Below are 25,624 nucleotides of genomic sequence, written 5' to 3'. Positions count from 1 at the left end.
TTTCACGAGTTCCAAAGCTGCCCGCCAAGCCACCAACACACGAGGTCACGATGGCGAAGAAACTAGAAATGCCCAAAATGGGCTACGATATGGTCGAAGGTACTTTGGCCAAATGGTTGAAACAGCCAGGCGATGAAGTTTCGCGTGGTGAACCAATTGCTGAAGTCGAAACCGATAAGGTCACGATTGAAATCGAGGCTTTTGAGGCCGGCAAAATTATCAAGTTCTTAGTCAATGAAGGCGATACCGTGCCAGTCGGCGCGCCAATTGCCGAAATTGACGATGGCTCAGGCGATGACGAAGCCGAGGAATCGGCAGAAGCCAACGCCAGTGTTACCCCAGCCAGCGATGCGCCAGCAGTTGGCGAAGGTGCCGAAGCAGCCCCAACCGCTCCAGCAGTCGCCGCTCAACCAGAAAAAGTTGAAGCAGCACCAGCTGAAAGTGCGCCCGCTGAAGCGACAGGCCGCTTGGTGGCAACGCCTGCTGCTCGCGGTTTGGCCGAACAACGCGGCGTAAATTTGACAGGCCTCAAAGGCTCAGGCCCTGATGGCCGGATTGTCAAAGCAGATGTCTTGGCAGCTGCCAGCGCACCAAAAGCTGCTCCAGCCGCCGCTGCAGCACCTGCTGCTAGCGAACCAAAAGCTGCGCCTGCTGCGCTAACTGCATCGCCAGTGCCAGCACCAGTTGGCTTGGTCTTTGCCCCACCAGCACCAAATGCGGTCTACAGCGAAGAGCCACTGTCGCGCTTGCGCCAAACCGCTGCCAAGCGCATGGTCGAAAGCCAACAACAAGTGCCACCATTCTTCGTTACGTCAACGATTGAAATGGATGCAATTCAAGAACTCTTGCCCAAGTTGCGTGAAGCTCACGGTGGCAAGCTTTCAGTCACCGAATTGCTGCTCAAGGGTTGTGCAATTGCCTTGAAGAAGTTCCCTTCACTCAATGCAACCTTTGCTGGCGATAAATTGTTGGTTCACAAAGATGTTCACATCAGTGTGGCCGTGGCAACCGATGCAGGCTTATTGGCTCCTGTCGTGCGCAATTGCGATAGCTTGAGCCTCGGCGCAATCTCGAGCCAAATGCGCGATGTGATTAGCCGCACCCGCGAAGGCAAGGCTGGCCTCGACGATCTCCAAGGCGGTACGTTCACCGTCAGCAACTTGGGGATGTTCGATGTCACCAACTTCATCGCGATTATCACGCCACCCCAAAGCGCAATCTTGGCGGTTGGCAGCACCATTGCCACTCCAGTTGTTCGCGATGGCGAGATTGTGATTCGCCATTTGATGAATCTCACGGTTTCAGCCGACCACCGCGCAACCGATGGCGCAACCGTTGCTCAGTTCTTGGTCGAACTCAAGAACTTGTTGCAAAATCCATTCAAGCTCTTGCTCTAAGCGAATTGCAGCATACTTGAATATTGCCTCTTGCTCGCTTCGGCGGGCGAGGGGCTTTTTTTTAAGGATGAAGGAAGAGGGATGAAGGATGAAGAAGAACATAGAACAGAGAGCATAGAACAGAGGAATTGGAGATCGGTCGTTGGGGGCTGGGGATCGGGAAGAACAGAGAACAGAGAACAGAGAGCATAGAACATAGAACATAGGGATCGGGGGCTGGGGATTAGATCAAGAATCAAACAAATCTGTGCAATCTGTGGCGAAAATAATTATTCGGGCAATTTGTGCAATTCGTGGCTAAACGTCATCTTTGTGGATTTTTAACGCAGCGGCGCAGAGAAGTTGGGCTATTGGCTATTGGCTTTGGGAAATAGAAACATCATCAAAACAATCTGTGCAATCTTTGGCTAAAAATACTTATTCGGGCAATTCGTGGCGAAAAAACTTAACCTTCGTGGATCAATTTCATCCTTCATCCTTCATACTTTTCCTGCGTTGACGGGCGGCTTCGAACAACAGCACACTGCCTGCAACCGCAGCATTCAACGATTCGAGCGCACCAAGCATGGGGATAGTAATGGTGTTGGCATAGCTGAGGGTTGTGCTCGAAACGCCATTCGCTTCATTGCCGATAATCAGCACACTTGGTTGGCGCAGATCAGCCTGATCATAAGCCAATGCCGAATCTTGCACCGCAGCAAAGCGTTGGGGACAATGTTCAATCAAAGGCAAAGCAGTTTCCCATTGAAGGCCATCGACGATGGGCAAGCGAAAGTGCACGCCCATGCCCGAGCGCACAACCTTGGGACTCCACACATCGGCAGTGCCTTGCAAACACAGCACTTGACCAACGCCAGCTGCTTCTGCTGATCGCAACAACGTGCCAACATTACCAGGATCTTGTACCCCATCGAGCATCACAATTAACGACGCTAGTTGGCTGTTGATTTGGGGCATTGGCACAGCGCCAATAATCCCTTGCGGCGTTTCAACATCGCTAATTCCCGCCAAAATTGCCGGGGTGGTTGCAAAAGCATTAGGCAATGCAGCCAGCTGATCGAGCAGTTGTTGGCCGCGTTCGGTGCTGGCCAATTGTTCAGGCACATACAGCAAAACGCTTGGTTGACCAACGTTCAGCGCCTCGGCAACCAAGCGTACCCCTTCAACAACAAACCTGCGCTCGTTGTGGCGATCCTTGCGGGAACGCACCAATGAGCGCAGGTATTTAACGTGATGATTCGCAGCGCTGGTAATGAGGTCGCTCACACAGCACCGTGCCTTGAACTAGGCCAAAGCTTGCTTAGCTTGAGCGACAATTGCCGTGAAGGCGGCAGCATCGCGTACAGCCAAGTCGGCCAATTGGCGGCGATCAATTACGATCCCAGCTTTGTTCAAGCCATTGATCAAGTTGCTATAGCTCAAACCGTTCAAGCGTGCAGCAGCGTTGATCCGCACGATCCACAAGCGGCGGAAATCGCGTTTGCGGTTACGGCGGTCGCGGTAGGCATAGGCCAGCGCCTTCATTACTGCTTCGTGAGCGGTTTTATAGTTGTGTGAACGGCTGCCGCGGAAACCCTTGGCCTGATTCAAAAGCTTCTTGTGACGCTTGTGCGTCATAATGCCACGTTTGATACGTGCCATCGAGATACCTCCAAAGTGAGTACAGACAACGTGCTGGCGAGACGGTACAGGAGCATTGCAAGCTTGTAACCCTGATCCCGCTGCGAACCAGCACTACTTTTCCGACGAACGAACTATTTCAGGCCGTAAGGCAATGAGCGTTGCAGACGCTTCACGTCTGATGGGCTCACTGGGAACATCTTATCGAGCGCCTGCTTGACCCGGGTTGATTTGCGGCGGCGGAAGTGGCTTTTGCCACCCTTGGTACGCATAATTTTACCGGTGCCAGTGATTTTGAAGCGGCGTTTAGCCTGCTTGTTGGTCTTCATCTTCGGCATCGAAATCAATATCTCCTAATGATGATGGTGGAGCCGGTTTGTCGCTACGTTTCGCAGGCTGCGTTTTGCTTGGTGATGGGGCCATGATCAACGAATAGGCCCGACCTTCGAGCGTGGGTTTTTGCTCAAGCACCCCATGATCGCGTAAATCTTCAGCAATTTGCTCAAGCATATCGCGGCCAATTTCAGGGTGAGTGATTTCGCGCCCACGGAAACGTACCGAGAACTTCACTTTGTGCCCTTCTTCGAGGAAACGGCGAGCATTGTTCACCTTTACCTGCAAGTCATGGGTGTCGGTGCGCGGCTGCATGCGAATCTCTTTCAGTTCGACCTGTTTTTGATTCTTGCGGGCTTCGCGTTCTTTCTTGGTTTGCTCGTAGCGGTACTTGCCGTAATCCATAAGGCGGCAAACCGGCGGGCTAGCATTCGGGGCAACCTCAACTAAGTCGAGATCGCGGTCATGTGCCATGTCGAGCGCATCACGAGTCGTGATGATCCCAACTTGCTCCCCGTTTTCGTCGATCAGACGCACTTCGCGCACGCGAATCCGATTATTGATTCGTAGCTTGTCTCTGATAGGAGGCTCCTTCCAAAAAAGGACATCAAAACACAACAAAGCCCTAAACGCGACCTCATCAGCGTTAGGGTGTTGGCTTGGCAACTATAGCATAATCTTCGCCATAAGTCAAAGATTTTCTCGCTTAACCTGAGTAAACTTAACAAAATAACACAAATGTTTGGCAAGCCTGTGCTATACTAAACCAAAGATTTGCGATTGGCGCTGTCTGGAGGGGCATGTGGTTGTTCAATTTAGTTTGCCATTACCACCATCAATCAATAGCCAATATGTGACGGTTGGTAATCGCCGCGTCTTGAGCCGTGAAGCCCAAACCTTTAAACGCCAAGTCAAACGCCATTTGGCCATGCTTCAGCAACGCGATACGATCTCGGAGCAGTTTTTAGCTCTCGCCCAAAAAGGCTATTTGGCCTTGTTCCTCGATTTTTATTTTGAAACGCCGCTACGCCGCGACCTTGATGGCGGCCTCAAAATTACCCAAGATAGTATCTGTACCAGCCTTGGGATTAACGATAATCGGGTTGTCGATATTCACTTGGTCAAACGCATCGATCCCTTGCATCCACGCCTAGAGGTCGAGTTAGAAGCCCTCAGCGATTGGCAATTTGAACACGATCGCGAAGTCCTCATCAAATAAGCAAAAACAAAAACCCCGCTCGGTTGAGCGGGGTTTTTGCTAGTTTCAGACGCTTTGGTTAGATCCGGGTCATCTCGCGGCGAACCCGCACAATGTGGACTAACATCGTCATTGCAAAGAGCACAAAGCCCGTTGCTGGGATACCCATGTTGGTTGCAGGATTGCTCGTCCCAACATCAGTTACTGTGCCACCATCGCCATTGCCTTGGCCACTGCCAACGCCAGTATTTGGCGTAACAGTTGCGGGGTTAGCGGTTGCAGCTCCACCTGTAGCAGCGGTTGCATTTGGCACGGTTGTGGTGCTACCAGCAGGTGCAGCCCCAACCACCAAGACGCTCGAAATGTTGGAGTAGATTGGCTGCGCCAAGCCAGTGAAGTTCAACTGGGCTTGGTTGACAATTCTGGTTTGCGCTGCCACACCATCTTTGATCTTGACTGGAATCATGATCGTCAAGGTTTGGCCAGCTGGCAAGACCCCTACCCGAACCGTAATTTGGTTGCCTTGTTGCTCAACCCGAGCATTTTGGTCGCTGACCTTGATTGGGCCATTGGTTTCCAAGTTGCTTGGCAATTGATCAACCACAACCAAGTCGCGCATCGTGCCCGCATTCAACGAATTGGTTGGGCTGATGATCGTAATTGTATAGACCAAGCTTTCGCCTGCGAAGCGGCTGCCCCAATCGCTCTTCTTCTGGAACTGCAAGCCAGTCACGATTGGATCAGTGACAAACCCAGCAGGATTGGTTGGGGTTGCGGTTGCTGGCGCAGGTACATTGGTTGGTTGGCTTCCAGCAGGTGCATTGGTGGCTGAAGCCACTGGTGCGCCTGGCCGTGGCGTTGCGGTTGGGTTGCTACCACCACCAGGCCGTGGCGTAGCCGAAGTTATTGGTGCACCTGGCCGTGGCGTTGCGGTTGGGTTGCTTGGAGGAACAACCGTAGCAACTGGCACGTTGGTCGCTGGCACTGAAGTAATATCAGGCCGTGGCGTATTGCTTGGCTGATTTGGCTGTGGTGTATTGGTTGGTTGGTTTGGCCGTGGCGTGTTACTTGGATTTGGCCGCGGCGTATTGTTTGGCCGAGTCGTAACCGGAACGCTCGTGTTAACAATTGGCGTAACTGGCGTGTTAACAATCGGCGTAACTGGCGTACCACCACCACCAGGTGTGTTAGTCACAATTGGCGTAACTGGCGTGTTAACAATCGGCGTAACTGGCGTATTGACAATTGGTGTGACTGGCGTGCCATTGCCTGGCGTGTTGGTCACGATAATTGGCGTATTTGGCGTAGTCGTAATCACAATCGGCGTGAAGCTTGCACCAGGAGTGCCAATTGTGCTGGTTGGCAAGCCATCAGGCACAATCACCGTATCGCTTGCTTGTAGCGTACGATTGGCAGCTGTAGCGCTCACTGTATTGACAATATTGGTGCCGAGCGCAACGCTGGCATTTACTTGCACTTGGATGGTAACCACAATTGGATTACCAGCGCTCACGGTACCATTACAGTTGACCGTTGTGCCGCCAACACAGGTAGCCGTACCAAGCTGCTGCACGCCAATAAAGGTTACTTGGCTAGGCAATGGGTCGCTAATCGTGACTGAGCGCGACGTTTGGCCATCACCATTATCTTGGAAACTTACCGTGATGATATAACTAAACGTCTCTCCTGGCTGAACGAGTGCCCGTGAACTACTCTTAGCCACGGCAATCGGTTCAGATGCAGGCAAGGTTGTTTCGGTTGCAGTTGCAATATCGGTTGGAAGGGTTGCAACTGGCGTACAACTTGCAGTCGTACAAGGATCAACCGTTGGATTATCTGGGGTAAGCGTAACGACGCCAGTAATGGTACCGGTTGGGGTTTCATCTGGCGGAATCGTATCAGTTGGAATAATAATGACCGTTGGCGTTACACACGGATCTGGGGTTTGCCCCAAAGGTCGGTGCAAACGGGTGCTCCCACCCATGCCACCCCGAATCGCGGTTGGGCTAACCACATTCGTTGCGGTTGGGCTCACCACCGTCGTGATCGTTGGTGTAACCACACTGGTTGCGGTTGGCAACTCAGGCGTATCGGTTGGCAAACTTGGGGTGTCGGTCACACTTGGCGTATCGGTTGGCGAAATCACACTCGTGGACGTTGGTGTATCGGTCACGCTTGGTGTATCGGTTGGTGTGCCTGGCGTACCCGGCGTTGGATAGGTTGTTGCGGTCTCGGTTGGCGGGGTGGTTGGTTCTGCGGTTGGACAGGGTGTGACCAACGGCGTTTCAGTTGGCACCGGATAGGTCTGGGTAGCCGTTGCTGGCAGTGGGGTTATTGGTGTAGCCGGCGATGTTGGCCGAGGCGTTGTTTGAGCCTGAGCATTAAATGGAAAAATAGCACTGCTAATCGCGGCTAACAATGGCGTTGCCATCATAATAATGCTAACAACCAGCGCTGTTAACTCCCAGATTGTCCAGCGAACTTTGCCTTTACCTCGTTCGCGGAGGGATGTCGGGCGTTGCCGACGAAAAAAAGATTTCATGCGAAACCCCTCGATCTATTGCCTCCGCAATTAAGAGGAGAGCGCTGCCTGATCAATCAGCCGAGCTTTGACAACCAACCGTTGGGTGTCCCAAGCAGTACAGGTAATCATGGTGATGATTGCTTGCTCGGTTGGATACATAACTTCGACTTGGTTTGGCCAAACTTGTTGAATGGTTTGGACTTGATAGTGATAACGAGTATCAGCTGTTTCAACGTAAATATCGTGGCCCAGCTGAAGTTCGTTCAGTCGGCCAAAAACACTGCCACGAATGCCTGCATGCCCAGCAAACACCGTATTGCCCTTGCCTGGTAAGGCGGTGCCATGATGATAGCCTACCGCATAATCGGCAACTTCCCAAATTCCATCACGCAAAAAGACTTCGTGGATTGGACTATCGAGTTGCATTGTTGGCACGATAATCCGTTTTGGCACAAGACTCATGGGATCAGGCGTTGGGGTTGGTGTTGCAGGTTGTAAAATAAACGCCTGCGCAGGCTCAAGATAATCTGGTGCAGCAGCACTAATCGCTGGCGCAATAACTGGGAGTTGTTGCCCCAAAACTTGATCTAGCTCGGCGGCACTAGCTCCAGGCGCAAGTGCTTCCCAAACTGGGGCCGGAGCAGCTGGATTGCTGCGCGCATACCACCAGTCGCGGCCATAGATATTGACGACCCAATACCCAAAAAAAACAATCACCCCAAGGATCAACAACCGTTCTGAGCGCACTAAAATAGCATCAAGCACCCCACGGAAACGGTACCCTTGAAGTGCAGTCTTACGCTCTTCTTTGAGCGAACGAAGTTGGGCAGGTCGATGCAATGACGAACGCACTGGTGGTGGTGCTGCCAGCAATTCTTGAAGCAAGCCCAAATCGTCGTGTGTCGAATCGATGGTTGGCGGTTGTACCACTACAAACTCGTACTCTATATGCTTCAATCATCCCTAGAATGGCGCAAATTATATAGCTCTCTTTACAATTGCGCAATAGGACTAAAAGGCTACAAATCGCACTAAAGCGATCATTTTACCCATTATTGTAAAGCAAATTCTTAAGGCGCTGCGACGGTCAATGGTAGATAGAGCTGCGGCGCAATCGCGGTCACGCTTATTGTAACCGTTGTCGCCAAACTTTGGTTTAGGCTCAAATTGCGCACTTGATAGCTGAATGTATCCAACCCATTATAGATGGGATCAGGCGTATAGCGAATGCTTTGTTGATCAGCATCGAGCCATGCACGGCCATGCTGCGGCTGCTCAAAGCTGATAATCTGGCTAAAACTGGCTTGATCATTTGCCAAGGGCGTTAGCCGATTGGCCTGCGAATATTGCAAGACTTCGAAATAATCGGCGCTTGGCTGCCAGGTATTCAGCGCTGGCAACGGCACGCGCAACGCCGGATCGCCAAAAAAGGTAAAGGTATCTAGCAAATCAGGCGAGATATTCGCCGCTGCTAAATCAAGCTTGCCTTGAATCGTTGCCGGCCCAACCACCCGCCAACCATCGTTGATAATGGCATTCACAAAGCCCCGATCAAGGTGATCATGGCCATGGGCGATGCCTAAACCGCTGGCTGCCCAGATACCAACCGCCCCCCGCTGCTGCTTCAAAAGCTGCATCTCAGCCAACGATTCCAAATCGTTTTGTTGATAATGGCCAGCATAGCAACTCAACGAAAGCACCAATGGCAAGGCTGTGTTGTTCAAGTTTGCGACCGATTGCTGAGTAAAAATCGCTGGCTCAGCCCAAACATCAATTCCCGCATGGCCAACATAATTGACCAAAAATTGGCCACTATTGATCGCATTGACAATCTCGGCTCGAAATTGGGTCAGATTGCTATTTGGCGTGTAATACAGTAATTGCTGATCAATCGTCGTAGGTAAAATCTCCACAACTTCATTCGAAAGCGCTGGAAAATCGCCTGATTGATCAGGATCATCGGCGATAAACAGCAAATTATTCAGCCAGCTTGCATCGCTTGGGGTTGCTTCGTAGCTCAAAATTTTGTTGACCACATTCTCGACATCGCTCAACGAACGAGCTGGAATACGGCCCAAAAACAAATCGGGCAGATTATCGCTGCCAGCCACCGTCACATAGCGGTTGTCGGCGGCAGTTTCGCGCAACCACGGGTCAACATCAGCCAAATAGGGCGGAATAAAATTGGTTACCGGATGGCCAATACTATCGGCGTAATCATGCGGATCGGCAGTGCCATCGCCAACCAATAGCACGAAACTCGGCGCAGGAGCCTGCCAATTGGCATAGGCATATTTGATAAATTCGGCAATTGCTTGCTGATCAACCCGCCCATCGCCAAATTGATCGTAAATATGTTGGACATCGATTAACAATGGCTTGAGGCCTTGGCGCGCTCGTTGATCCAGCAACGGTTGCAGAGCGTTACTCCAACTGCTGGAATTGGCAGGATTGTAGCTAAGCACCAAATAATCTGCTTGTTGGTTGAGCGCGCTCAGATCGGGCTGGCTAAACCATGTGCTACCCAACGGCGTTTGGCGTTGGCTTTGCACTAGATAGCGCCGATTGCCTGTCGTTTGCCAACTTAATTGGCCTTGCTGCAAATTCCAGCCAACCAAACGCCGCGGCGCAAAGGGCATTTGCACATCAAATAGCAATGGATTTTCGCTGCTGATGTTGCTGATCGTTTGATTTGGCTGAGTGCTTGACCACTGCAATTCGCCAGCAACCGCCTGCAATTGGCGCTGATAATCAAGCTCAACCCAATCGAGAAAGCTGGTTTCGCGCTCGTTGCCAATTGGCGCAATTGTTAGCTGGTTGGTTGGGCTAAGCCAGCCGCTTGGTACGCTAATCGTTGGCTCAAGCAATTGATGCCCAGTCATGGTGACGGTAGTGAGCAAGCGATTGTTAAGCCAAATTTCGGCCTGATGACGATTGCCCAAATTGCCGCCATGTAAGCGCAAGCGCAAACGGGCTGGCTGATCAAAACGAGTCGCACTATCAAGATTCCAATTGATCTGCAATGGTTGGGCGGTTTGACCAGCGCCCGGGCTATACCAATATTGCCACCACCAACGGTTTGTGCCGCTCGCCGGAAAGGCACTCAAATAGAGTTTTTGTTCTTCCAAACGCAGGGTTTCGTTGTAGTAATTGAGGCTTGGGCTAGCAGAATTAACCGATTCGCTGACTAAGACAGTGCCTGCTTGTTGCGAATTCCAGCGCACAATTACGCTGCCTGCGTGGCTTTGATCGCGATTATAGGGTGGGAGATAAAACACCATGCCCGTAGCGGTAAGCAAACGCGGCAGTTGCTTGCGGCCCTGCCAAAGCTGCAAATTGGCCGCTTGATTAATCCATTGGCTTGGCACGCCTGCCGCCTGCAAATCGCTCCAGCGAATTTCGCTAATCCCAGGCTGGGCAAAACTCACCCGCAAGCCAGTGGTCAAGGGCACGCTGCTCGCCAGTTGGGGTTTCAAGCTAAGATCAGTAAGATCACTGGGGTTAAGCACTTGTTGGCGCAGCAGCTCATTCCACAACGGATCAGGCCGGAGCCTGCGCTGCGGAGCATCAGCCACAAATTCCAAGCTAATATCAATTGAGCTTGGCACAAATAGTTGCTGTTTGGCTGGTTGCCATTGAGCGCCAAAAATCGTCAAGGGCACGAGCACTTGCTCACGCACTTGGACAACTTGACCAAGGCTAGCCCATGCTGCTGGATACTGGGCTTGTTTGAGCGCAGTGCTTGGGGTGCTGGTCGCGACGGCCTTGCTTGGCTGCAATGGGTCAACCTGCCAACCACTGGTCTGGTTAAGCTGAAGTTGCTGGCGATAGGCCTGCAAATCGTTGGCGACAGCCGATCTGAGCTGCAAGCGATAGCCAGTTGGCACAACTAACCAGTGAGCTGAACGTGGCAAGGCTGGTTGATCGGCGGTAGCATCATTCTGCCAACCAGCCAACTTAATCGCATTGGCGGATACGTTTGGTTTTGGCAATTGAAGATTAATCTGCAAACGCTGGCCATGGCGTTGGATCGTCAGCGGAGCGGTAGCAATGTGAGCCACCACTGGCTGACGAATGAGCAACATCGCCAGAACTAAACAGCCAATTAACCAACGCTGGAGCATAGTTACCTCAGATAGTTCGATTTGATCAACCAACGCCGCCCATGGCGCAACCACGCCAAAATCCATTGAGCGTAACGCCGAAGCAGATTGAGACTCAAGCGCGCATTTGGGGTTTGCCAAGCAACAGCCTGGGCCACAATTGCCGAGCGCTCGATCCAACCATCGAAATAGGGGCAAGCATCGCCAGCAATCAAATATTGCTGCTGCCTGCGCCAAAGCACCCGATGGATCACCACTCGTTGCCCAACCTTGGCCAAAACCACGCTGCCCAAGCTAATAGTTGCTGGTAAATCAGCAATTGTTACCAAAGTTTGGTCGGGCAGGATTGGCTGCATACTGCGGCCCGCCACTTGGAGTTGGAGCCTGCCCCCTGCCTGCACAACCACCTGCGCCAATGCGTAGGCTTCGGCGGCGCTGAGCACGCGTTCAGCCAAGGAGTTGGCGCACATAGCTAATTACCTCAGATTCGGGTACAAACGCCAAGTGCCATTGGTCCACTTTGCTGGTAGCATAATCGGCAAGTTCCAAGGCTTGGTCAAGGGCAATTGGGTTCCACAAGGGCAGAAATTGCTCGGGCAGCCAATGGCGCAAGGCTTGGGCGCTGCTCAAACTGGTGGCTTGGTTGGTTTGGCCATGGCTGGGATAGCAAATTGCCCGCACTGGGGCTGCTTGGGCGGCGATTAAACCAGCGCTGCTATACCATGGCGTGCCATAGGCCCACAGATGGTTGGCCTGCCAACGCACAATCACCCGATCATCACTCAAAATGCTGGCTCCCGCGCTATGCCAAAGGCGCGCTGAGGTTGATTTACCAACGCCTGGCGGGCCAACCAGCAGCAAGCCTTGGCCTGCATCAACCACACCGCATGCATGCAGCAAGCCGCCTTGATGTGCGCTCAGCCATTCAATTAAGATCAACTGCAAGCCTGGATAATCGAACAAGACTTCGGCAGCGCTAATACTTGGATCATGGCTGAGCCACCATGTATCGACGGCGGTTTGTTGCAGCACCCACAATGGCTCGGCATGGGTTGGCGGCTGGCCAACAATGCTACGAATCCGCTCGTGCTGCCAGAGCGCCCAAACTTGATCGGCCTGAAAAAGCCGCTGACCAAGCGGATAGCGGTCAGCGGCAGCACAGGTGCGAATCTGAAGATCAGCGGTTGCATTGCTGATTTGAAATTGCTGGTCGACCATGGCTGGCCATGCTGGCAGATCAAGGGCAATTCGACAACCACCAATGGAAAGCATCACCATCGCAAAAAATAGCGCTTAGCTAAAACAGGGCGTGATTTTACAATTTGCGCCCGATGTGGCGCTGCTAGTCGTGCGGCACACCGCCAACACATCTTCTTTAATTCGCAGGCCAACCGTTTCGATAGTTGGTTTGACATAGGCTTTGCGGGGCTTGCGTTCAGGCTTGGTCGATGATTGTTGTGCCATGAGACATCCTCCGGTGCGCGGTTAGCGAACCTCTAGACAAATTGCATTATTGATCCAACGGTCGGCATTTTCAGCAAACGCTGAAACCCGCGCCTTCGTGCTATCACACACCCAATCGATTGGGCGATTTTCCAAGCTGTTACGCTCTAAGGTCGACCAACCTGGACAATTGGTACAGACCAGTGACATTTCGCAGGAATGGCAGGCAGTGGCTTCGGTGTTGCGGGTTTCGCGTACTTCGGCCAAATAGCCATCCCAAACATCCATAAAATTGGTTGCCCGCCAATCGACAGCGCGCGTGCGGGTAATCATACACGGGCTGACCATCCCATAGGCATCGACATGGCCCGATTTATTGGCAGCGCCACAGGTGAACGTTTTTTCGCCACCCTTCATTTGGTAGCCCAAAAAGCCATTGCAATAATCCTGCCATTCCTCAACCCGCTGGGGATCGAGTTTTTCGATTGCAATCAATTCTTCTGGGGTCAGCCGTAATGTGGTGGGAAAACGATCGCCATTTAGGCGTGGGTGAATCATGCCATCGTAGCGAAAATCCCAGCCATAGTGCTCGGCCACAGCCTTCATGGCCAAAAATTCGTGCGAATTAATATTGAGCAACACGGTTTTGAGCACCACGTCAAGCTCATATTCGGCCAGCAGCGCCAAGCCTTGCATACACTTAGCAAACGAGCCAGGCACACGGGTCACGGTTTCATAAGTTTCGGCGGTTGCGCCATACAGCGTCACTTCGACCAAATGCGGCTTGTAGTTGCTCAAAAATTCAGCTCGTTGGCGGGTAACCATAGTAGCATTGGTGTAAATCGAAATCACAAAGCCAAGGTTGCGAGCATAAAGATATAACTCTTCAAAATCGCGGCGCACCATAATTTCGCCACCAGTGAGCAACAACCACAGCGTGCCAGCAGCCGCCATCTCGTCGAGCAGGCGTTTGCATTCTTGGGTTGAAAGCTCACGTTGGCGGGCAGCCTGATGATTGACTGGCAAGTTGATATAGCAATGTTGGCAATTTAAGTTACAGCGCTCGGTCAACTCAAACGACATCGAAACTGGCACGCGCCCCAAGGCAGATAATCGGACATTGAACGCCGCATCGTTGGTTTCTGCACATAATTCCATGCTTAGGCAACCTCCTGAATAACGGCGGCCGCAAGCATCGATTCCAACAACGGAATCAGATCGTCTTGGGCGGCGCGCGGTTCAACATCGTATTCGGCACACACATGCTCAATCAATTCGGCCAAACTTTGGGGCGTTGCCAAAGCCTGCCAAACCAGCGCGGCGGTTTCGTTAAGCGCAAAAATAGCATTGAGGGCGGCGGTGTTTGGTCGGACAGGAACCAACACCGTTTCACTCCCAATGCTACGGGTAACAATCGCCGGATCACGGACAAATCGTTGTGGAGCGTGCTCATTCATAAGTGTTTACTCAAACCACAAGGGTTAGCAATTGCAATGATTTTCATCTTAGCATGAACTGATCTCCACGTCCAAGCCCTGTTGTATCCCTCAATTGTGGGAATTTTAGTTTAGACTTGCGGTGGTGCGAGCCGAGCTTGCACAGCAAATAAGCGCAATTCAGCTTTATTGCCCAATCCTAATTTGCTATAAATATTGCGTAAATGGGTTTTAATTGTTTCTTCGCTCAGAATTAATTGCTGGGCAATATCGCTGTTGCGGCGGCCTTCGGCGGCCAAGAAAAAGACTTGGCGTTCGCGCTCGGTCAAGGCATTCAGGGCATCGTTGGTTTTGGTCGAGACGGTTGGTTGCGGGCCTTCCAACAGTTGGCGCACAACTTTTTGGGCAATTGGGCCAGCCAACACGGTCTCGCCTTGAGCAACCGCACTAATATGACTAATCAAACGCGAAGGATCTTCGGTTTTGAGCACATAGCCAGCAGCCCCAGCGGCCAACGATTGGCGAATCACATCATTGGTATCGTTGGCGGTCAGCATCAAAACTCGCGTGCGCGGCGATGCTTCAACAATCGTGCGGCACACTTCATAGCCAGGCATATCAGGCAAGCTCACATCGAGCAGCGCTACATCAACAAATTGATCTTTCGCCACTACCGCAGCGTCGCGCCCATGCCCAAGCACGCCAACCACTTCCATCTCATCGTGGGTTTCGAGCAGGGCACGTACCCCTTCACGAAACACTGGATGATCATCAACAATCAGGATCCGCATGGGGTACTCCTTCTTCAGAACAGATGCGAAAACAGGTAAAAAACAGACAATGCATATCCACTGTAGGGGTGAGAGTTTACGAACAGAATTACGATTAAGTGAGTAATCATGCGGTATGGCTATGTTGTTCCAAGGGCAACCAACAGGTGAATTGCGAGCCTTGACCAACGGTGCTGGCGACCGAAATTGTGCCACCCATCAAGGCCAGTAACTCGCGAACAATGGCTAAACCTAAGCCGCTCCCACTTTCGGTTGGGTTGCTACCGCGATAAAAACGTTCAAATAAGCGTTGTTGATGTTCGGCTGCGATGCCCGGCCCCGTATCAGCGACCGTAATAATTGTGCCCTCGCGCCCAGCGTGAATCTGACGATCAACTGAGAGGGTGACAGTGCCACCATCGGGCGTAAACTTGAGCGCATTGCTCAGCAAGTTGACGACCACGCGCATAAATTGATCAGGCGCGAGCCATAGCGCAGGCAAATTGCTGGTGCATTCTTGAAAAATCAAGCGTTGTTCGCGCGCTTCGGCCAATGGCCGATAGGTTTGGGCCAAATTGCGCAACAACTCAATAATATCAACCCACTCAGGGTTACTATGCATCAAGCCACTATCCAAGCGGGTCAAGGTCAGCAAGTCTTCAACGATGGCCTCCAAGCGCCCAGCTTCGCTTGCTATAGTTTCGAGATATTGGGGCAGTTTGGTTTTAGCCTTAACTTGCTGGGCTAAGCGCGCATAGAGCTTAATGTTGGCTAACGGCGTGCGCAATTCATGCGAAGCATTAGCCACAAACTGCGTTTTAAGCCGATCGTATTCCTTCAGCCGCGTAATATCGTGGAGCACAATCGTCCACCAATCTTCTTGCTCGCTGAAAATCGGAATATAGGCAATGTGAATGGCCAGATCGGTGGTCGGATTTTGCTCAAGTACAATCTCGGCCCGCACACTATCGCCAGTTTGTTGGGCTTCTTTGAATAAGGCCAAAACTGGTTGTGAAAGCTCTTTGAGATGTTCAGGCACTGGCGGCGTAACCGCGAAAAAAGCCAAAGCTTGGGGATTAACAAAGTGGATACGGCCATCGCCATCGACCAAAATCAAGCCTTCTTCCATGGCGGTGAAGGCTCCCTCAAATTTGCGCCGCTCATCATTAATATCAGCAATCAGTTGGGCATTTTCAATCGCCATGGCTGCATGCTGGGCAATCACATTCAGTAGTGCCTCATCATCCATGGTAAAAAAATCGATGTCAGGATGCACCAAGGTCAAAACTCCGCGCACCCGGCGCCCACGTAATAGCGGCACACACAAGACCGAACGCACATCCAAGGTATCGCTAGGATAATCGATCCAACGTTCGTCGAGGTTAGTATCGGCAATTAAGGCACTTTGGCGGTGTTTCAGCACCCAACTTGCCAAGCCTTCGCGCAGAATTCGGTTGGTAAAAGGGGTTAAGCGTGCTTGCTGAAAACGCTCGGAGAGCAAATGCATTTGCACTTCGTCGTGCTCGCCATAGAGAAAGATGCTGCCCCGAACCGCGTTGGTAAAACGGGTGGTGGCCGAAAGCACATGTTGCAAGACATTCGGCAAACTTAACATCGTCGCAAACTGTTGAGCGAGGCTATAGAGCAACTGCAACCGTTCATACTCGGTTCGCAAACGCTGATATGAATCTTCGGGGCTTGGCACCAGACCAGGTTCATTCGCGGCCATAGGATACTCCACAGCTATGCGGCTTCGGCTAAAAATTATAACACCGAGTTTCAAGCCACAAGGGGAGCCGAAAATCGCCTTATGGACTGATTAATGAGTATGATACAATGATTCGCAATGAAACCAAATGTTGCTGAGTACCAATTCCAGATTTTCGTGTTTAATGCTGTGTGTACTCATCACTCAAATTGAGGTACTGATGGTATTTGCACGACCAACCATTCGTTTAGGCACAGTTAAAGCCAGCTCCAAGCCACCATGGTTTGCTCAAACGCTCAAGCGTTTTGGGGTATGGTGGGCAGCTTCAACCATCCGTTCGGACTCATCGGACGTAGTGCCTATTAACGATAATCAACGCCCAATGCCAGGTGATCCATTGGGCGATAACGTGCTGATTCGACGGATTGCCCAAGGCGATGAGCAAGCATTATCCCAGCTCTACGACCGCTACGCTGCTACCGTAATGGGGATTGCCCTAAAAATCGTGCGCCAACGCGAGATTGCCGAGGAAATTACCCAAGAGGCGTTTTGGCGGGTTTGGCAACGAGCAAGTACCTTTGATAACAGCCGTGGCAACTGTGCCCCGTGGCTCTTTGGCATTGCCCGCAACCTGAGCATTGACGAACTGCGGCGACGAGCCGCGCGGCCTCAAGCTGCCTACGACGATCCAGAACGACCATTGCTTGAGTCGATTGCCGACGATGCTGATATTGAAGAAGTCGTTTGGCTTGGCGAACAACGCTCAGTTGTGCGCTCAGCCATGCAGGCGCTTTCCGCCGAACAACGCGAAGCCTTGGAGTTGGCCTATTTCAGTGGGCTGACCCAGCGCGAAATTGCCGATAAATTAGGCAATCCTTTAGGCACGATTAAAACTCGTGTCCGGCTTGGCCTATTGAAACTGCGCGATCTTTTGGGTACACATCAGTGGAACGAATAATGGATACACAATTAGAAGAACTCTTGATTGGTTATGCGCTTGGCATTCTTAGTGCCGACGAGCAACAATCGGTCGAAATTCAAATCGCGAATAATCCACTGCTGCGCACAAAAATTCAGCAGTTGCAACGGACTGTTCATCAGTTGGCTTTGGCTGCGCCGAAAGTGCAACCAACCCCACTGGTTAAACAACAATTGTTGGCCCGTGCTCGGGCTAGCAAGCAAACCAGCCCAGTTACCCGTCCAGCAGCTAGGCGACTTTCGCTTGCTTGGGCGCTCACCTTGGCACTCTTGGTGGCTCTCGGCGGCTGGAACATTGGCCTGCGCGGCGAAAATAATCAATTACGCTCCGATATTGCCGGGCTTGAACGCGAAGTTGCCGACGCGCGGATTCGGCGTGTGCAAGCAGATGAACGCATTGCCAAAGCAGAACAAGCGGTTTCATTTGTGGCTGCCCAAACTACCACCTCGCGCCAGTTGGCTGGCACCGATCAATCGCCGACAGCGGTTGGCACGATGTATATGCAACCAGGCAATCAAACTGCCGTCTTGGTCGTCGATGGGCTTCAACCGTTGCCCGAAGGCCAGGTATACCAGTTTTGGTTAGCCCGAGCTGGGCAAGAGCCAATTCCCAGTGATCAATTTTCGGTTAGCACAAATGGCCATGCCCAATTGGTAATCACTGCCGATAGCCAGGTTAACGATTTTCAACAAGTAATGGTCACAATCGAAGTCGCTGGTGGAGCACAAACCGTTCCAGGAACCACCGTTTTAGCAGGCAACCTCTAAAATTGACCAAGCCACGCTCAATTTAGGGCTGGCTGGCAATCTAAAAATAGGCCTATTGGAAACTAGCTGCATCGCTTAATTCATGGTTTAATCATGGGTATGCTGTAACTGTGAGGTGGTGCTATGTGGCGAGTTTTATCAATTGGCCTACTCATGTTTAGTCTTTTCCCCTCGGTCAGTGCCCAAACAACCCAACCCGTTCAGTTTATTGTGCCGATTGCCAGCGTAACCAACAGCGGGCTTAATTTTGATAATCGCGGTCAGCCGCAACGCACAATTAAGCTCTATGAGGCCTGGCCAGCCAGCCAAACCCAACGCCAGCCCAACCCGGCGTTACGGGTGAGCGTGCCTAGCTTCGAGCAAAAAATCGACCCCACGTTGCTGAGCAACTGGCGTAAATCAGCCAATCAGCCCCAAACAATGCTCGTATTTTTGGCCGATCAAGCAGATCTCAGCCAAGCTAGTACAATCACGAATTGGGCTGAACGTGGCGATTATGTCTACAAAACATTAACTGAACATGCCCAACAGACCCAAGCACCCTTGCTCGACAAGCTGCGCGCCCAAGGCGTAACCGCTCAGTCACTGTGGATTGTCAATAGCCTGATTATCGAAGGCGATCAGCAATTGGCCTTGGATTTGGCTCAGCAGCCTGCGGTTGCCAGCATCGCAGCCAATCAGATCTGGAATAATCCCCATTTGACGACAACCCCAGCGACTGCTCCAGAAAGTTTTGCCTGGGGTTTGACAGCAGTCAATGCCCCCCAGGTGTGGGGCGATTGGGGCGTGCGCGGCCAAGGGATTGTGGTTGCCAATATTGATACCGGCGTAACCGTCAGCCATACTGCCTTGCTCAAAAATTATCGCGGCTGGTCGCCCAATGGCTTGAGCAACGATTACAACTGGTTTGATCCGACCTATCAATATCGTTTACCGACCGATCCCGCTGGCCATGGCACGCATACGATGGGCAGTATGACTGGGACGAATGATCGCCAAGGCATGGCGTTGGGAGTTGCGCCCGCTGCCCGCTGGATTGCCGCCAGAGCATGTGATGTGTGGACCTGCAACGAAGCAGCGTTGATGCGTAGCGCCCAATGGATGCTAGCTCCAACCAGAGTTGGGTGCGAACGCAATCAGCAGATTGCCTGCGATCCGCGCCCAGATTTGCGGCCCCATATCATTAACAATTCGTGGGGCGGTGCTGGTGAGAGCACTTGGTATAGTGGCTACATCAGCGCTTGGGATGCAGCAGGAATTATGAGTATCTTTGCTGCTGGCAATTTGGGCAGTGATGGCTGTCGCACCAGCGCCGCTCCAGGCAATAACCCCAATGTTTTCAGCGTTGGCGCTGTCGATAGCAATAACCTAATCGCCGATTTTTCATCACGCGGCCCAACCAGCGATGGCCGCACCAATCCCGATTTGAGCGGCCCCGGTGTGCGTGTGCCTTCTGCTTGGCCCGATGGCTCAACCATGCTGATGAATGGAACGTCGATGGCTGCGCCGCATGTGAGTGGCATTGCCGCCCTAATTTGGTCGGCCAACCCACAATACATTGGCAATTTAGCTGCAACCCAAGCCTTATTAACTGATACCACCGTACCCCGCTATTCAGCCCAGTGTGGCGATTCGGCCACTGCCCGCCCGAATAACGTCTATGGTTGGGGTAGCGTCGATGCTTATGCCGCAGTCAGCGCTGCACGGGTCGATGTGGCATGGCTCAATCTTCCAGAGCAATTGGTGGTTCCTGCCAACGCCCAAATAACCATTCCAATTACCTTGGATAGCCGCCAAGTGAGCGCTGCAGGCATCTATCGGGCCAATGTGCTAATTGTCGCAGGTGCAAGCACATCGACCGTTGAGCTAGAGCTAGTGGTACAAGCAGCGCCCAACACCAGCCAATTTACTGGCCAACTGGTCGATTTTTGGCATGGGCGCGGGGTCTATGGGCGGGTCAGCGTTGGCAATGGCCCTTCAGTTTACACCGATCAAACAGGGCGGTACACGATGACGCTAACAATTGATAGCCATCAGCTAAACGCCCAAGCCAATGGCTACCATCCAAACAGCGCCAGCGTTGATCTGGCGCTGCAAACCACCAAGCTTGTGACAATGACCCCTGATATTCCCCATCTGCAAGCTGAAATTCCAGTCATTAGCGCAACCCTTAACTTTGCCGAGCAACGCACGATTCCGCTTACGCTTAGCAACCTTGGCACGCAACCCTTGACGATTAAGCCCCAGATACCCAATCAAGATTGGCAGATTACGCCAGCGCCAAGCGTTGCGTTATATCCGACAACTGGCTTGGCTGAGCTAAAACTCAAGGACGACCAAGTTTATACTGATGCCTTGGATTTGGGTTTTCATGCGCCTTTATTTGGGAGATTAGCCAGCAAGGTCTACCTTAGCTCCAATGGTTGGCTTTCGTTGAATCCAACTGGCTTCTCAGCCCCAAGTTCCAACTGTTTTCCGGCCAATAATCTCCCGAATGCCACCTTTGCCGCCTTCTGGACTGATCTAGATCCTTCGAAGGGTGGGATTATTCGGGCAGGAAACCTCGACCCTGAAACCTTTGTAGCTAGCTTTGAAGCCATACCTCTGTGGCAAGATGAGAATATTGTGACGCCTGCTCCAACCTATAGCTTTCAAGTCATTATTAAGCGTAGTGGTTTGGTAGAGTATCGATATGCTGCAATGGATTCAGTACCAAGTCGTTGGGGCATTGGCACCCATAGCACGACGAGCTTAGGGCAGGCCATCGGTTGTCATCAAAGCCATGAATATCTGACGACCCAAAATTGGCACTTACGTAATCAAGCAAGTAGTTTGCAATGGCTTGGTGTGGAGCCAAGCAGTTTGACGATTGCGCCCAATCAACAGGCAATTATGCAAGTTCAGCTCAAAGGTTTTGGGGCCATGGCTTGGTTGCAACATCCAGCATTTGGGCTGGTGCAGCTCAATACAAATGATCCCCGCCAACCACAAATTGCTGTTTCAGCAAATGTAGGCTTGCAAATGGCACCCTATCAAACCTACGCCAATACGATTGTAATTAGTAGTCCGTTGGCTGAGCAATAGCATCAAGTTGGGGGAAATCAAGGGTTGCATTTGGCCAAGCCAGCGTGCGATAATCAAGCCTGCTAGATTTGGTTTGGCATAGGAAGGTTGTTGGGATGAGTTTAATCGTTCGTTGGTTAATTAATGCAGTGGCAATTGGCATCACTGTTTATGTTGTGCCAGGGATTAGTGGCGGCGTTAGTTCAATCAATCAACCGCTTAGTATTGATATTAAGACATTATTGGCGGTTAGTTTAATTTTTGGCTTGATTAATGCTTTAGTACGCCCGATTCTGAAACTTTTATCATGTCCGCTCGTACTTTTGACGCTTGGCTTATTTATCTTTGTGATCAATGCAGGAATGCTGCTTTTGACCTCGCGGATCGCCCAAGATTTAGGCTTGCAGTTTTACGTTGAAGATTTTGCAACTGCCTTAATTGGCTCAATTGTTATTTCGTTGATCAGTATTGTATTGACCGCTGTTGTTGGTGATGGCGATGAGAAACGCGAACGCCGTCGCCGCTAGAGAAGATGGGTTGAAGTAGGCATTCGTTGATTGTGTTGAAAGGAACGCCCTGATGAGTAATCCATACCAACCACAAGATCCTAACAATCCTTACGGTCAACAACCACAGCAACCCTATGGTCAGCAACCGCAACAACCATACGGTCAACAACCACAGCAACCCTATGGCCAACAACCGCAACAACCCTATGGTCAACAGCCCTATGGCCAACAACCACAGCAGCCCTATGGTCAGCAACCCTATGGCCAACAACCCTACGCCCAAGGCGGCTACGCAGTGCCAAGCACTGTTGGTATGTATGCAAGTTGGCTCTATCGGCTTGGGGCCTATGTTATTGACTATCTAGTTTTGTTAATTCCTGGGATTGTGCTCAATATTCTTGCTGGAGCTGGCTTTGGTGCAAGCTTTAGTATTAACCGCACAGGGGTGATTACAGGCAATAGTATTGCGATGGTTATCCTATTAAGCTTACTGAGCTTTGTGATTAACTATGGCTATTACATTTATATGCATGGCACGACAGGCCAAACCGTTGGCAAAAAACTTTTGCGAATTCGCGTGATTCGACGGAACAACCAACCAATGGATTTTGTTACGGCAGCCAAGCGGATGGCGATCGAAATTGGGCTAGGGGTTATTGGCTTGCTGCTTACGATTGTCAGCTTTAACCAAATCGACGGTATTCAAAACGGTTCATCTGCAGCTGTAGCAACCTTTGGTTTGCTTGGGTTGTTTGGCTTAGTGGGCCTGATTGTCCGCTTGTTGGACTATCTCTGGCCATTGTGGGACACCCAAAAGCAAGCCTTGCACGATAAAGTTGCCGATACGATTGTTGTTCAGGCATAACTAACAACGAGCATGGTATAATGGACACGCTCCTAAGTTCGCCTTAGGGGCGTGTTTGCACATAACAAGGAGTTTCTCTCATGTCCGATGGTACGCCAACTCATGAGCTAGATTTAGTAGTAGGCTCGATGATCACCGTCAGCCCAGAAGATGATCGAGCAATGTTTGAAGAAGAAAAAGCTTGGGTTGAAGATGTTCAAGACCTGTTGCGCGAAGAAGGCGTTGAGGTTGACCTGCTTTCAATGCCAGGAGCAGAAGTGTACAACGGCGGCATTGCGACATTTGCCGATCTCTACAATTTGCGCCGCTTAGCTGCTCACTCAGAAAAAGGCAGCGACTTGGAAAACTTGCCAGCTACCCTTGAAGATGATGAAGTTGACCCAGTGTTGGCCAATATTTGGGAAGGCGAAAGCCAAACCAAATACCCACACTTGATCAACCATCAAGGTGAAGGTGGCTACTATTTGCCAGTCGATTTTGCTGAGCCAATTTGGTTGAGCTACGAAGGCGAAGAAAGCGACGAAGAAGAATGGGGCGAAGAAGGCAGCGAAGACGTTGTCTCATTCGGTTCATCAGTAGCCTTGGCCCGCGAATTGGCCGAACTCGAAGCCCAAGTGCACAACTTGCGCAGTGCTGAAGGCCAAGCAGCGCACCAAGCATTGCACGAACTGCGTGCTGCTGCCCAACATAGTATTGAAAACAATTTACCCTTGATTTTGTGGTAATTGTGGCCTAAGTCGCATGGCTCCACGCTGGTCGTAACACTGGCGTGGGGTTTATTTTGCTAGTAAATCTCCTTGCGTTTGGGGCATGCTCTACAGTATAATTTTCCTCAGAGAAGCCTGAAATCTACGATTTGAGCACAACACCTATGGCTGACGTTGCAACTACCCAACATCACGCACGTCCAATTGGCGGTTTTCAGTTGTTGGCGATTGCCGAGGCAATCAACAACGCAGCAAATCTAGGGACTTTGCTCGCGACAGTGGCCGAATGGTGTGCTACTGGTTTTGGGGTCGAAGTAGTTAAGCTAGGGCTGCTCGATAACGAACATCATAGCGCTTTGCCTGCGCCATATCTGTATGGCAACCCAAGCAAAGCAAGCCAAAAATTGCTTGATCAGGCGATTGCCCAAACACTTGAGCACAACACGCCAACCCTGCCAAGCGACGATGAGAGCGCTCAAGCCCAATTGTTGGCCTTGCCATTACGCACCAGCCAGCAACTCATTGGCTTTTTGGCTTTGCTGTTGCCAAAAAAAGCTCGTTGGTCAAGTGCTGCAATCGAGGCCGCTCAGCTGGTGGCCCACCACGTGGCGTTGGCAATTTCGGCCTTGCAACTCAAAGACTATACCGCCAAACGTAATCAAGAAATTAATACGCTCAACGATATTGCCGCCACCATCACTTCATCGCTTGATCCACGCCAAGTCTATCGCTTGGTGGTCAAGAAGATCAACGAATATTTTCAGGTTGAAGCTGGCTCGTTGCTCCTGCTCGATCCTGCAACCAACGAGTTGGTTTTTGTGATGACGCTCGAAGCTGGCGAGGAAAAATTGGCTGGGGTGCGGGTTCCGCCAGGCCAAGGCTTAGTTGGCGCGGCAATTACCACTCGCCAACCAGTCGTTGTGCTCGATGCCCAAAACGATCCGCGCTTCTATCGGCGGGTTAGCGAAGATGTGGGCTTTGTAACGCGCTCAGCGTTGTGCGTGCCCATGCTGGTAAAAAATCGTGAAATCGGCGTGATTCAATTGCTGAATAAGTTGGAAGGCGTGTTTAATGCCGAAGATACCCAACGGCTACAAGCGATGGCCAACACGGTGGGCGTGGCAATCGATAACGCTAATCTATTTCACGAAGTTTCGCAAAACCGCAACCGCCTGCAAGCGCTACTCAACTCCACCACCGACGGCATTTTGATGATCGATCCTGATGATGTGGTGCTGACTGCCAACCCGATGCTGGGCGAATTGTTTGGCTGGGAGTGGCGGCATATTATCGGCGAAGCTGGCAGCGATATTCTGGCCCGTATCAAAGAGCAATCGCGGGTGGTCAACGAATTGCCGAATAGCGAAGCCTATGAAATTGAAGTGCTACGGCCTCGCACCCGCTATGTGCGACAAGAGCCGCTGCCTGTGCGCAATAATTTTGGCAATGTGATTGGCACGCTGATTGTGTTTCACGATATTAGCGAGGAATATCAACTAGCCCAAATTCGCGAAGATTATATGGGTATGTTGGTGCACGATTTACGTGCGCCACTGACCGCGATCATCAATGGCATGACCATGGTGCGGCGTGGTTTTGCTGGCCCGATCAACGACCAACAACGTGAATTGCTCGATATTGCCAACAATAGCAGCCAAGAAATGGTCGGCATGATCAACACCTTGCTAGATATTAGCAAGATGGAAGCAGGCGAGTTGGTGCTTAATCGGGCGCCATGCTCAGCCTACGAAATTGTTGATCGCGCTTCTGAACGTTTGATTAACTCTGCTCGCAGCCTGAACATCAGCATTAACCTTGATATGGCATTAAACTTGCCTATTATCGATGCAGACCAAGATAAAATTGTGCGGGTGTTGCAAAACTTGCTCGACAACGCGATTAAATTTACGCCAGTTGATGGAAGTGTTACAATCCGCGTACGCCAATTAGCCGATAATAACCAGCAGACGATCTGTTGGAGTGTGATTGATGCGGGGCCAGGGATTCCTGAAAGCTACCGTGCCAAGATTTTCGATAAATTTGTGCAGGTTGCCGGCCAGCGCAAAGGCACCGGCTTAGGCTTAGCCTTTGCCAAACTTGCCTCAGAAGCCCATGGTGGGCGAATTTGGGTCGAAAGCACTGAAGGTCAAGGCAGTACATTCTCATTTACCATTCCATATGAGCCAGCAGTGAAATAACCTT

The 25,624-nt window shown here is 51.4% G+C and carries 23 protein-coding genes and 1 pseudogene; 10 read left to right on the top strand and 14 right to left on the bottom strand.

Features of this window, described 5'->3' with window-relative positions; genetic code table 11:
- Nucleotides 1–50: 50 nt before the first annotated feature.
- Nucleotides 51–527 (top strand): annotated as a pseudogene (locus SE18_RS28370) (biotin/lipoyl-containing protein); the annotation flags it as partial.
- Between the two features lie 144 nt (nt 528–671).
- Nucleotides 672–1,397, top strand: coding sequence for a dihydrolipoamide acetyltransferase family protein (locus SE18_RS28365; protein WP_407928487.1), 726 nt, complete (start codon nt 672–674; stop codon nt 1,395–1,397).
- A 465-nt stretch (nt 1,398–1,862) separates the two neighbouring features.
- Here the strand turns inward: SE18_RS28365 and SE18_RS17340 are convergent, their stop codons facing one another.
- The 4 genes from SE18_RS17340 to infC all read right to left on the bottom strand — a co-directional run bounded on the left by SE18_RS17340 (nt 1,863) and on the right by infC (nt 3,968).
- Nucleotides 1,863–2,663: a TrmH family RNA methyltransferase gene (locus SE18_RS17340; protein WP_054535719.1), complete on the bottom strand. Its 801-nt coding sequence runs from the start codon at nt 2,661–2,663 to the stop codon at nt 1,863–1,865.
- 18 nt (nt 2,664–2,681) lie between these two features.
- Nucleotides 2,682–3,038 (bottom strand): 50S ribosomal protein L20, encoded by a 357-nt coding sequence (rplT, locus tag SE18_RS17335; RefSeq protein WP_012192160.1) that lies wholly within the window; start codon nt 3,036–3,038, stop codon nt 2,682–2,684.
- 113 nt (nt 3,039–3,151) lie between these two features.
- Nucleotides 3,152–3,355, bottom strand: coding sequence for a 50S ribosomal protein L35 (gene rpmI / locus SE18_RS17330; RefSeq protein WP_054535718.1), 204 nt, complete (start codon nt 3,353–3,355; stop codon nt 3,152–3,154).
- Entirely contained in the window at nt 3,324–3,968 is a 645-nt protein-coding gene (infC, locus tag SE18_RS17325; protein WP_054535956.1) for a translation initiation factor IF-3, read from the bottom strand. Before infC ends, rpmI begins: the two co-directional genes overlap by 32 nt.
- Before the next feature lie 184 nt (nt 3,969–4,152).
- Here infC and SE18_RS17320 point away from each other — a divergent pair, with 184 nt between their 5' ends.
- Nucleotides 4,153–4,569 carry a RusA family crossover junction endodeoxyribonuclease gene (locus SE18_RS17320; protein WP_054535717.1) on the top strand — a complete coding sequence of 139 codons (417 nt, stop codon included), beginning with the start codon at nt 4,153–4,155 and terminating at the stop codon, nt 4,567–4,569.
- Between the two features lie 58 nt (nt 4,570–4,627).
- Here the strand turns inward: SE18_RS17320 and SE18_RS27560 are convergent, their stop codons facing one another.
- The 10 genes from SE18_RS27560 to SE18_RS17275 all read right to left on the bottom strand — a co-directional run bounded on the left by SE18_RS27560 (nt 4,628) and on the right by SE18_RS17275 (nt 16,553).
- Nucleotides 4,628–7,090, bottom strand: a complete 2,463-nt coding sequence (locus tag SE18_RS27560) for an isopeptide-forming domain-containing fimbrial protein (RefSeq protein WP_054535716.1) — start codon at nt 7,088–7,090, stop codon at nt 4,628–4,630.
- Nucleotides 7,091–7,120: 30 nt separating this feature from the next.
- On the bottom strand, nt 7,121–8,002 hold the full coding sequence (locus tag SE18_RS17310) for a sortase (protein WP_054535715.1): 882 nt from the start codon (nt 8,000–8,002) through the stop codon (nt 7,121–7,123).
- A gap of 140 nt (nt 8,003–8,142) precedes the next feature.
- Nucleotides 8,143–11,250 carry a C25 family cysteine peptidase gene (locus SE18_RS17305; protein ID WP_054535714.1) on the bottom strand — a complete coding sequence of 1,036 codons (3,108 nt, stop codon included), beginning with the start codon at nt 11,248–11,250 and terminating at the stop codon, nt 8,143–8,145.
- Nucleotides 11,199–11,645 carry a S24 family peptidase gene (locus tag SE18_RS17300; protein WP_054535713.1) on the bottom strand — a complete coding sequence of 149 codons (447 nt, stop codon included), beginning with the start codon at nt 11,643–11,645 and terminating at the stop codon, nt 11,199–11,201. The genes SE18_RS17305 and SE18_RS17300 overlap by 52 nt, the downstream gene beginning before the upstream one ends.
- On the bottom strand, nt 11,623–12,447 hold the full coding sequence (locus SE18_RS17295) for a phosphoenolpyruvate carboxykinase (ATP) (protein WP_054535712.1): 825 nt from the start codon (nt 12,445–12,447) through the stop codon (nt 11,623–11,625). Before SE18_RS17295 ends, SE18_RS17300 begins: the two co-directional genes overlap by 23 nt.
- Before the next feature lie 21 nt (nt 12,448–12,468).
- Complete coding sequence (locus SE18_RS27555; protein WP_160319522.1) at nt 12,469–12,639, bottom strand: hypothetical protein; 171 nt, start codon at nt 12,637–12,639, stop codon at nt 12,469–12,471.
- Nucleotides 12,640–12,660: 21 nt separating this feature from the next.
- The gene (locus SE18_RS17290) at nt 12,661–13,776 is read right to left on the bottom strand and encodes a radical SAM protein (protein WP_054535711.1); all 1,116 of its coding nucleotides are present in this window, start codon (nt 13,774–13,776) and stop codon (nt 12,661–12,663) included.
- A 2-nt stretch (nt 13,777–13,778) separates the two neighbouring features.
- Complete coding sequence (locus SE18_RS17285; protein ID WP_054535710.1) at nt 13,779–14,075, bottom strand: PqqD family protein; 297 nt, start codon at nt 14,073–14,075, stop codon at nt 13,779–13,781.
- 110 nt (nt 14,076–14,185) lie between these two features.
- Complete coding sequence (locus tag SE18_RS17280) at nt 14,186–14,845, bottom strand: response regulator (RefSeq protein ID WP_054535709.1); 660 nt, start codon at nt 14,843–14,845, stop codon at nt 14,186–14,188.
- Between the two features lie 106 nt (nt 14,846–14,951).
- A complete protein-coding gene (locus SE18_RS17275; protein ID WP_054535708.1) occupies nt 14,952–16,553 on the bottom strand; it encodes an ATP-binding protein in 1,602 nt (533 codons plus the stop codon).
- A 199-nt stretch (nt 16,554–16,752) separates the two neighbouring features.
- Between SE18_RS17275 and SE18_RS17270 the strand changes: the two genes are divergently transcribed.
- The 7 genes from SE18_RS17270 (at nt 16,753) to SE18_RS17240 (ending at nt 25,620) form a co-directional block, all read left to right on the top strand.
- Nucleotides 16,753–17,490 carry an RNA polymerase sigma factor gene (locus tag SE18_RS17270; protein WP_236706893.1) on the top strand — a complete coding sequence of 246 codons (738 nt, stop codon included), beginning with the start codon at nt 16,753–16,755 and terminating at the stop codon, nt 17,488–17,490.
- The gene (locus tag SE18_RS17265; protein ID WP_054535707.1) at nt 17,490–18,278 is read left to right on the top strand and encodes an anti-sigma factor domain-containing protein; all 789 of its coding nucleotides are present in this window, start codon (nt 17,490–17,492) and stop codon (nt 18,276–18,278) included. The genes SE18_RS17270 and SE18_RS17265 overlap by 1 nt, the downstream gene beginning before the upstream one ends.
- 123 nt (nt 18,279–18,401) lie before the next feature.
- Nucleotides 18,402–21,362: a S8 family serine peptidase gene (locus tag SE18_RS17260; protein WP_054535706.1), complete on the top strand. Its 2,961-nt coding sequence runs from the start codon at nt 18,402–18,404 to the stop codon at nt 21,360–21,362.
- A 95-nt stretch (nt 21,363–21,457) separates the two neighbouring features.
- Nucleotides 21,458–21,868, top strand: a complete 411-nt coding sequence (locus SE18_RS17255) for a phage holin family protein (protein WP_054535705.1) — start codon at nt 21,458–21,460, stop codon at nt 21,866–21,868.
- Between the two features lie 52 nt (nt 21,869–21,920).
- Complete coding sequence (locus SE18_RS17250; RefSeq protein WP_054535704.1) at nt 21,921–22,715, top strand: RDD family protein; 795 nt, start codon at nt 21,921–21,923, stop codon at nt 22,713–22,715.
- Nucleotides 22,716–22,795: 80 nt separating this feature from the next.
- The gene (locus SE18_RS17245) at nt 22,796–23,440 is read left to right on the top strand and encodes a hypothetical protein (protein WP_054535703.1); all 645 of its coding nucleotides are present in this window, start codon (nt 22,796–22,798) and stop codon (nt 23,438–23,440) included.
- 146 nt (nt 23,441–23,586) lie between these two features.
- Complete coding sequence (locus tag SE18_RS17240; protein WP_054535702.1) at nt 23,587–25,620, top strand: ATP-binding protein; 2,034 nt, start codon at nt 23,587–23,589, stop codon at nt 25,618–25,620.
- Nucleotides 25,621–25,624: the final 4 nt, after the last annotated feature.

The organism is Herpetosiphon geysericola, from assembly GCF_001306135.1.
Classification (GTDB): Bacteria; Chloroflexota; Chloroflexia; order Chloroflexales; family Herpetosiphonaceae; genus Herpetosiphon; species Herpetosiphon geysericola.
The sequence above is the reverse complement of the archived record's forward strand: the minus strand, read 5'-3'. Positions and strand labels throughout refer to the sequence as shown.

Excerpts from the sequence above, each read along its gene's own strand:
- SE18_RS17285 (WP_054535710.1), bottom strand. The coding sequence starts at position 14,075 with ATGAATGAGCACGCTCCACAACGATTTGTCCGTGATCCGGCGATTGTT.
- SE18_RS27555 (WP_160319522.1), bottom strand. The coding sequence starts at position 12,639 with ATGGCACAACAATCATCGACCAAGCCTGAACGCAAGCCCCGCAAAGCC.
- SE18_RS17290 (WP_054535711.1), bottom strand. The coding sequence starts at position 13,776 with ATGGAATTATGTGCAGAAACCAACGATGCGGCGTTCAATGTCCGATTA.
- SE18_RS17265 (WP_054535707.1), top strand. The coding sequence starts at position 17,490 with ATGGATACACAATTAGAAGAACTCTTGATTGGTTATGCGCTTGGCATT.
- SE18_RS17260 (WP_054535706.1), top strand. The coding sequence starts at position 18,402 with ATGTGGCGAGTTTTATCAATTGGCCTACTCATGTTTAGTCTTTTCCCC.
- SE18_RS17250 (WP_054535704.1), top strand. The coding sequence starts at position 21,921 with ATGAGTAATCCATACCAACCACAAGATCCTAACAATCCTTACGGTCAA.
- SE18_RS17275 (WP_054535708.1), bottom strand. The coding sequence starts at position 16,553 with ATGGCCGCGAATGAACCTGGTCTGGTGCCAAGCCCCGAAGATTCATAT.
- rpmI (WP_054535718.1), bottom strand. The coding sequence starts at position 3,355 with ATGCCGAAGATGAAGACCAACAAGCAGGCTAAACGCCGCTTCAAAATC.
- rplT (WP_012192160.1), bottom strand. The coding sequence starts at position 3,038 with ATGGCACGTATCAAACGTGGCATTATGACGCACAAGCGTCACAAGAAG.
- SE18_RS17245 (WP_054535703.1), top strand. The coding sequence starts at position 22,796 with ATGTCCGATGGTACGCCAACTCATGAGCTAGATTTAGTAGTAGGCTCG.
- SE18_RS17270 (WP_236706893.1), top strand. The coding sequence starts at position 16,753 with ATGGTATTTGCACGACCAACCATTCGTTTAGGCACAGTTAAAGCCAGC.
- SE18_RS27560 (WP_054535716.1), bottom strand. The coding sequence starts at position 7,090 with ATGAAATCTTTTTTTCGTCGGCAACGCCCGACATCCCTCCGCGAACGA.
- SE18_RS17300 (WP_054535713.1), bottom strand. The coding sequence starts at position 11,645 with ATGTGCGCCAACTCCTTGGCTGAACGCGTGCTCAGCGCCGCCGAAGCC.
- SE18_RS17280 (WP_054535709.1), bottom strand. The coding sequence starts at position 14,845 with ATGCGGATCCTGATTGTTGATGATCATCCAGTGTTTCGTGAAGGGGTA.
- SE18_RS17240 (WP_054535702.1), top strand. The coding sequence starts at position 23,587 with ATGGCTGACGTTGCAACTACCCAACATCACGCACGTCCAATTGGCGGT.
- SE18_RS17295 (WP_054535712.1), bottom strand. The coding sequence starts at position 12,447 with ATGCTTTCCATTGGTGGTTGTCGAATTGCCCTTGATCTGCCAGCATGG.
- SE18_RS17255 (WP_054535705.1), top strand. The coding sequence starts at position 21,458 with ATGAGTTTAATCGTTCGTTGGTTAATTAATGCAGTGGCAATTGGCATC.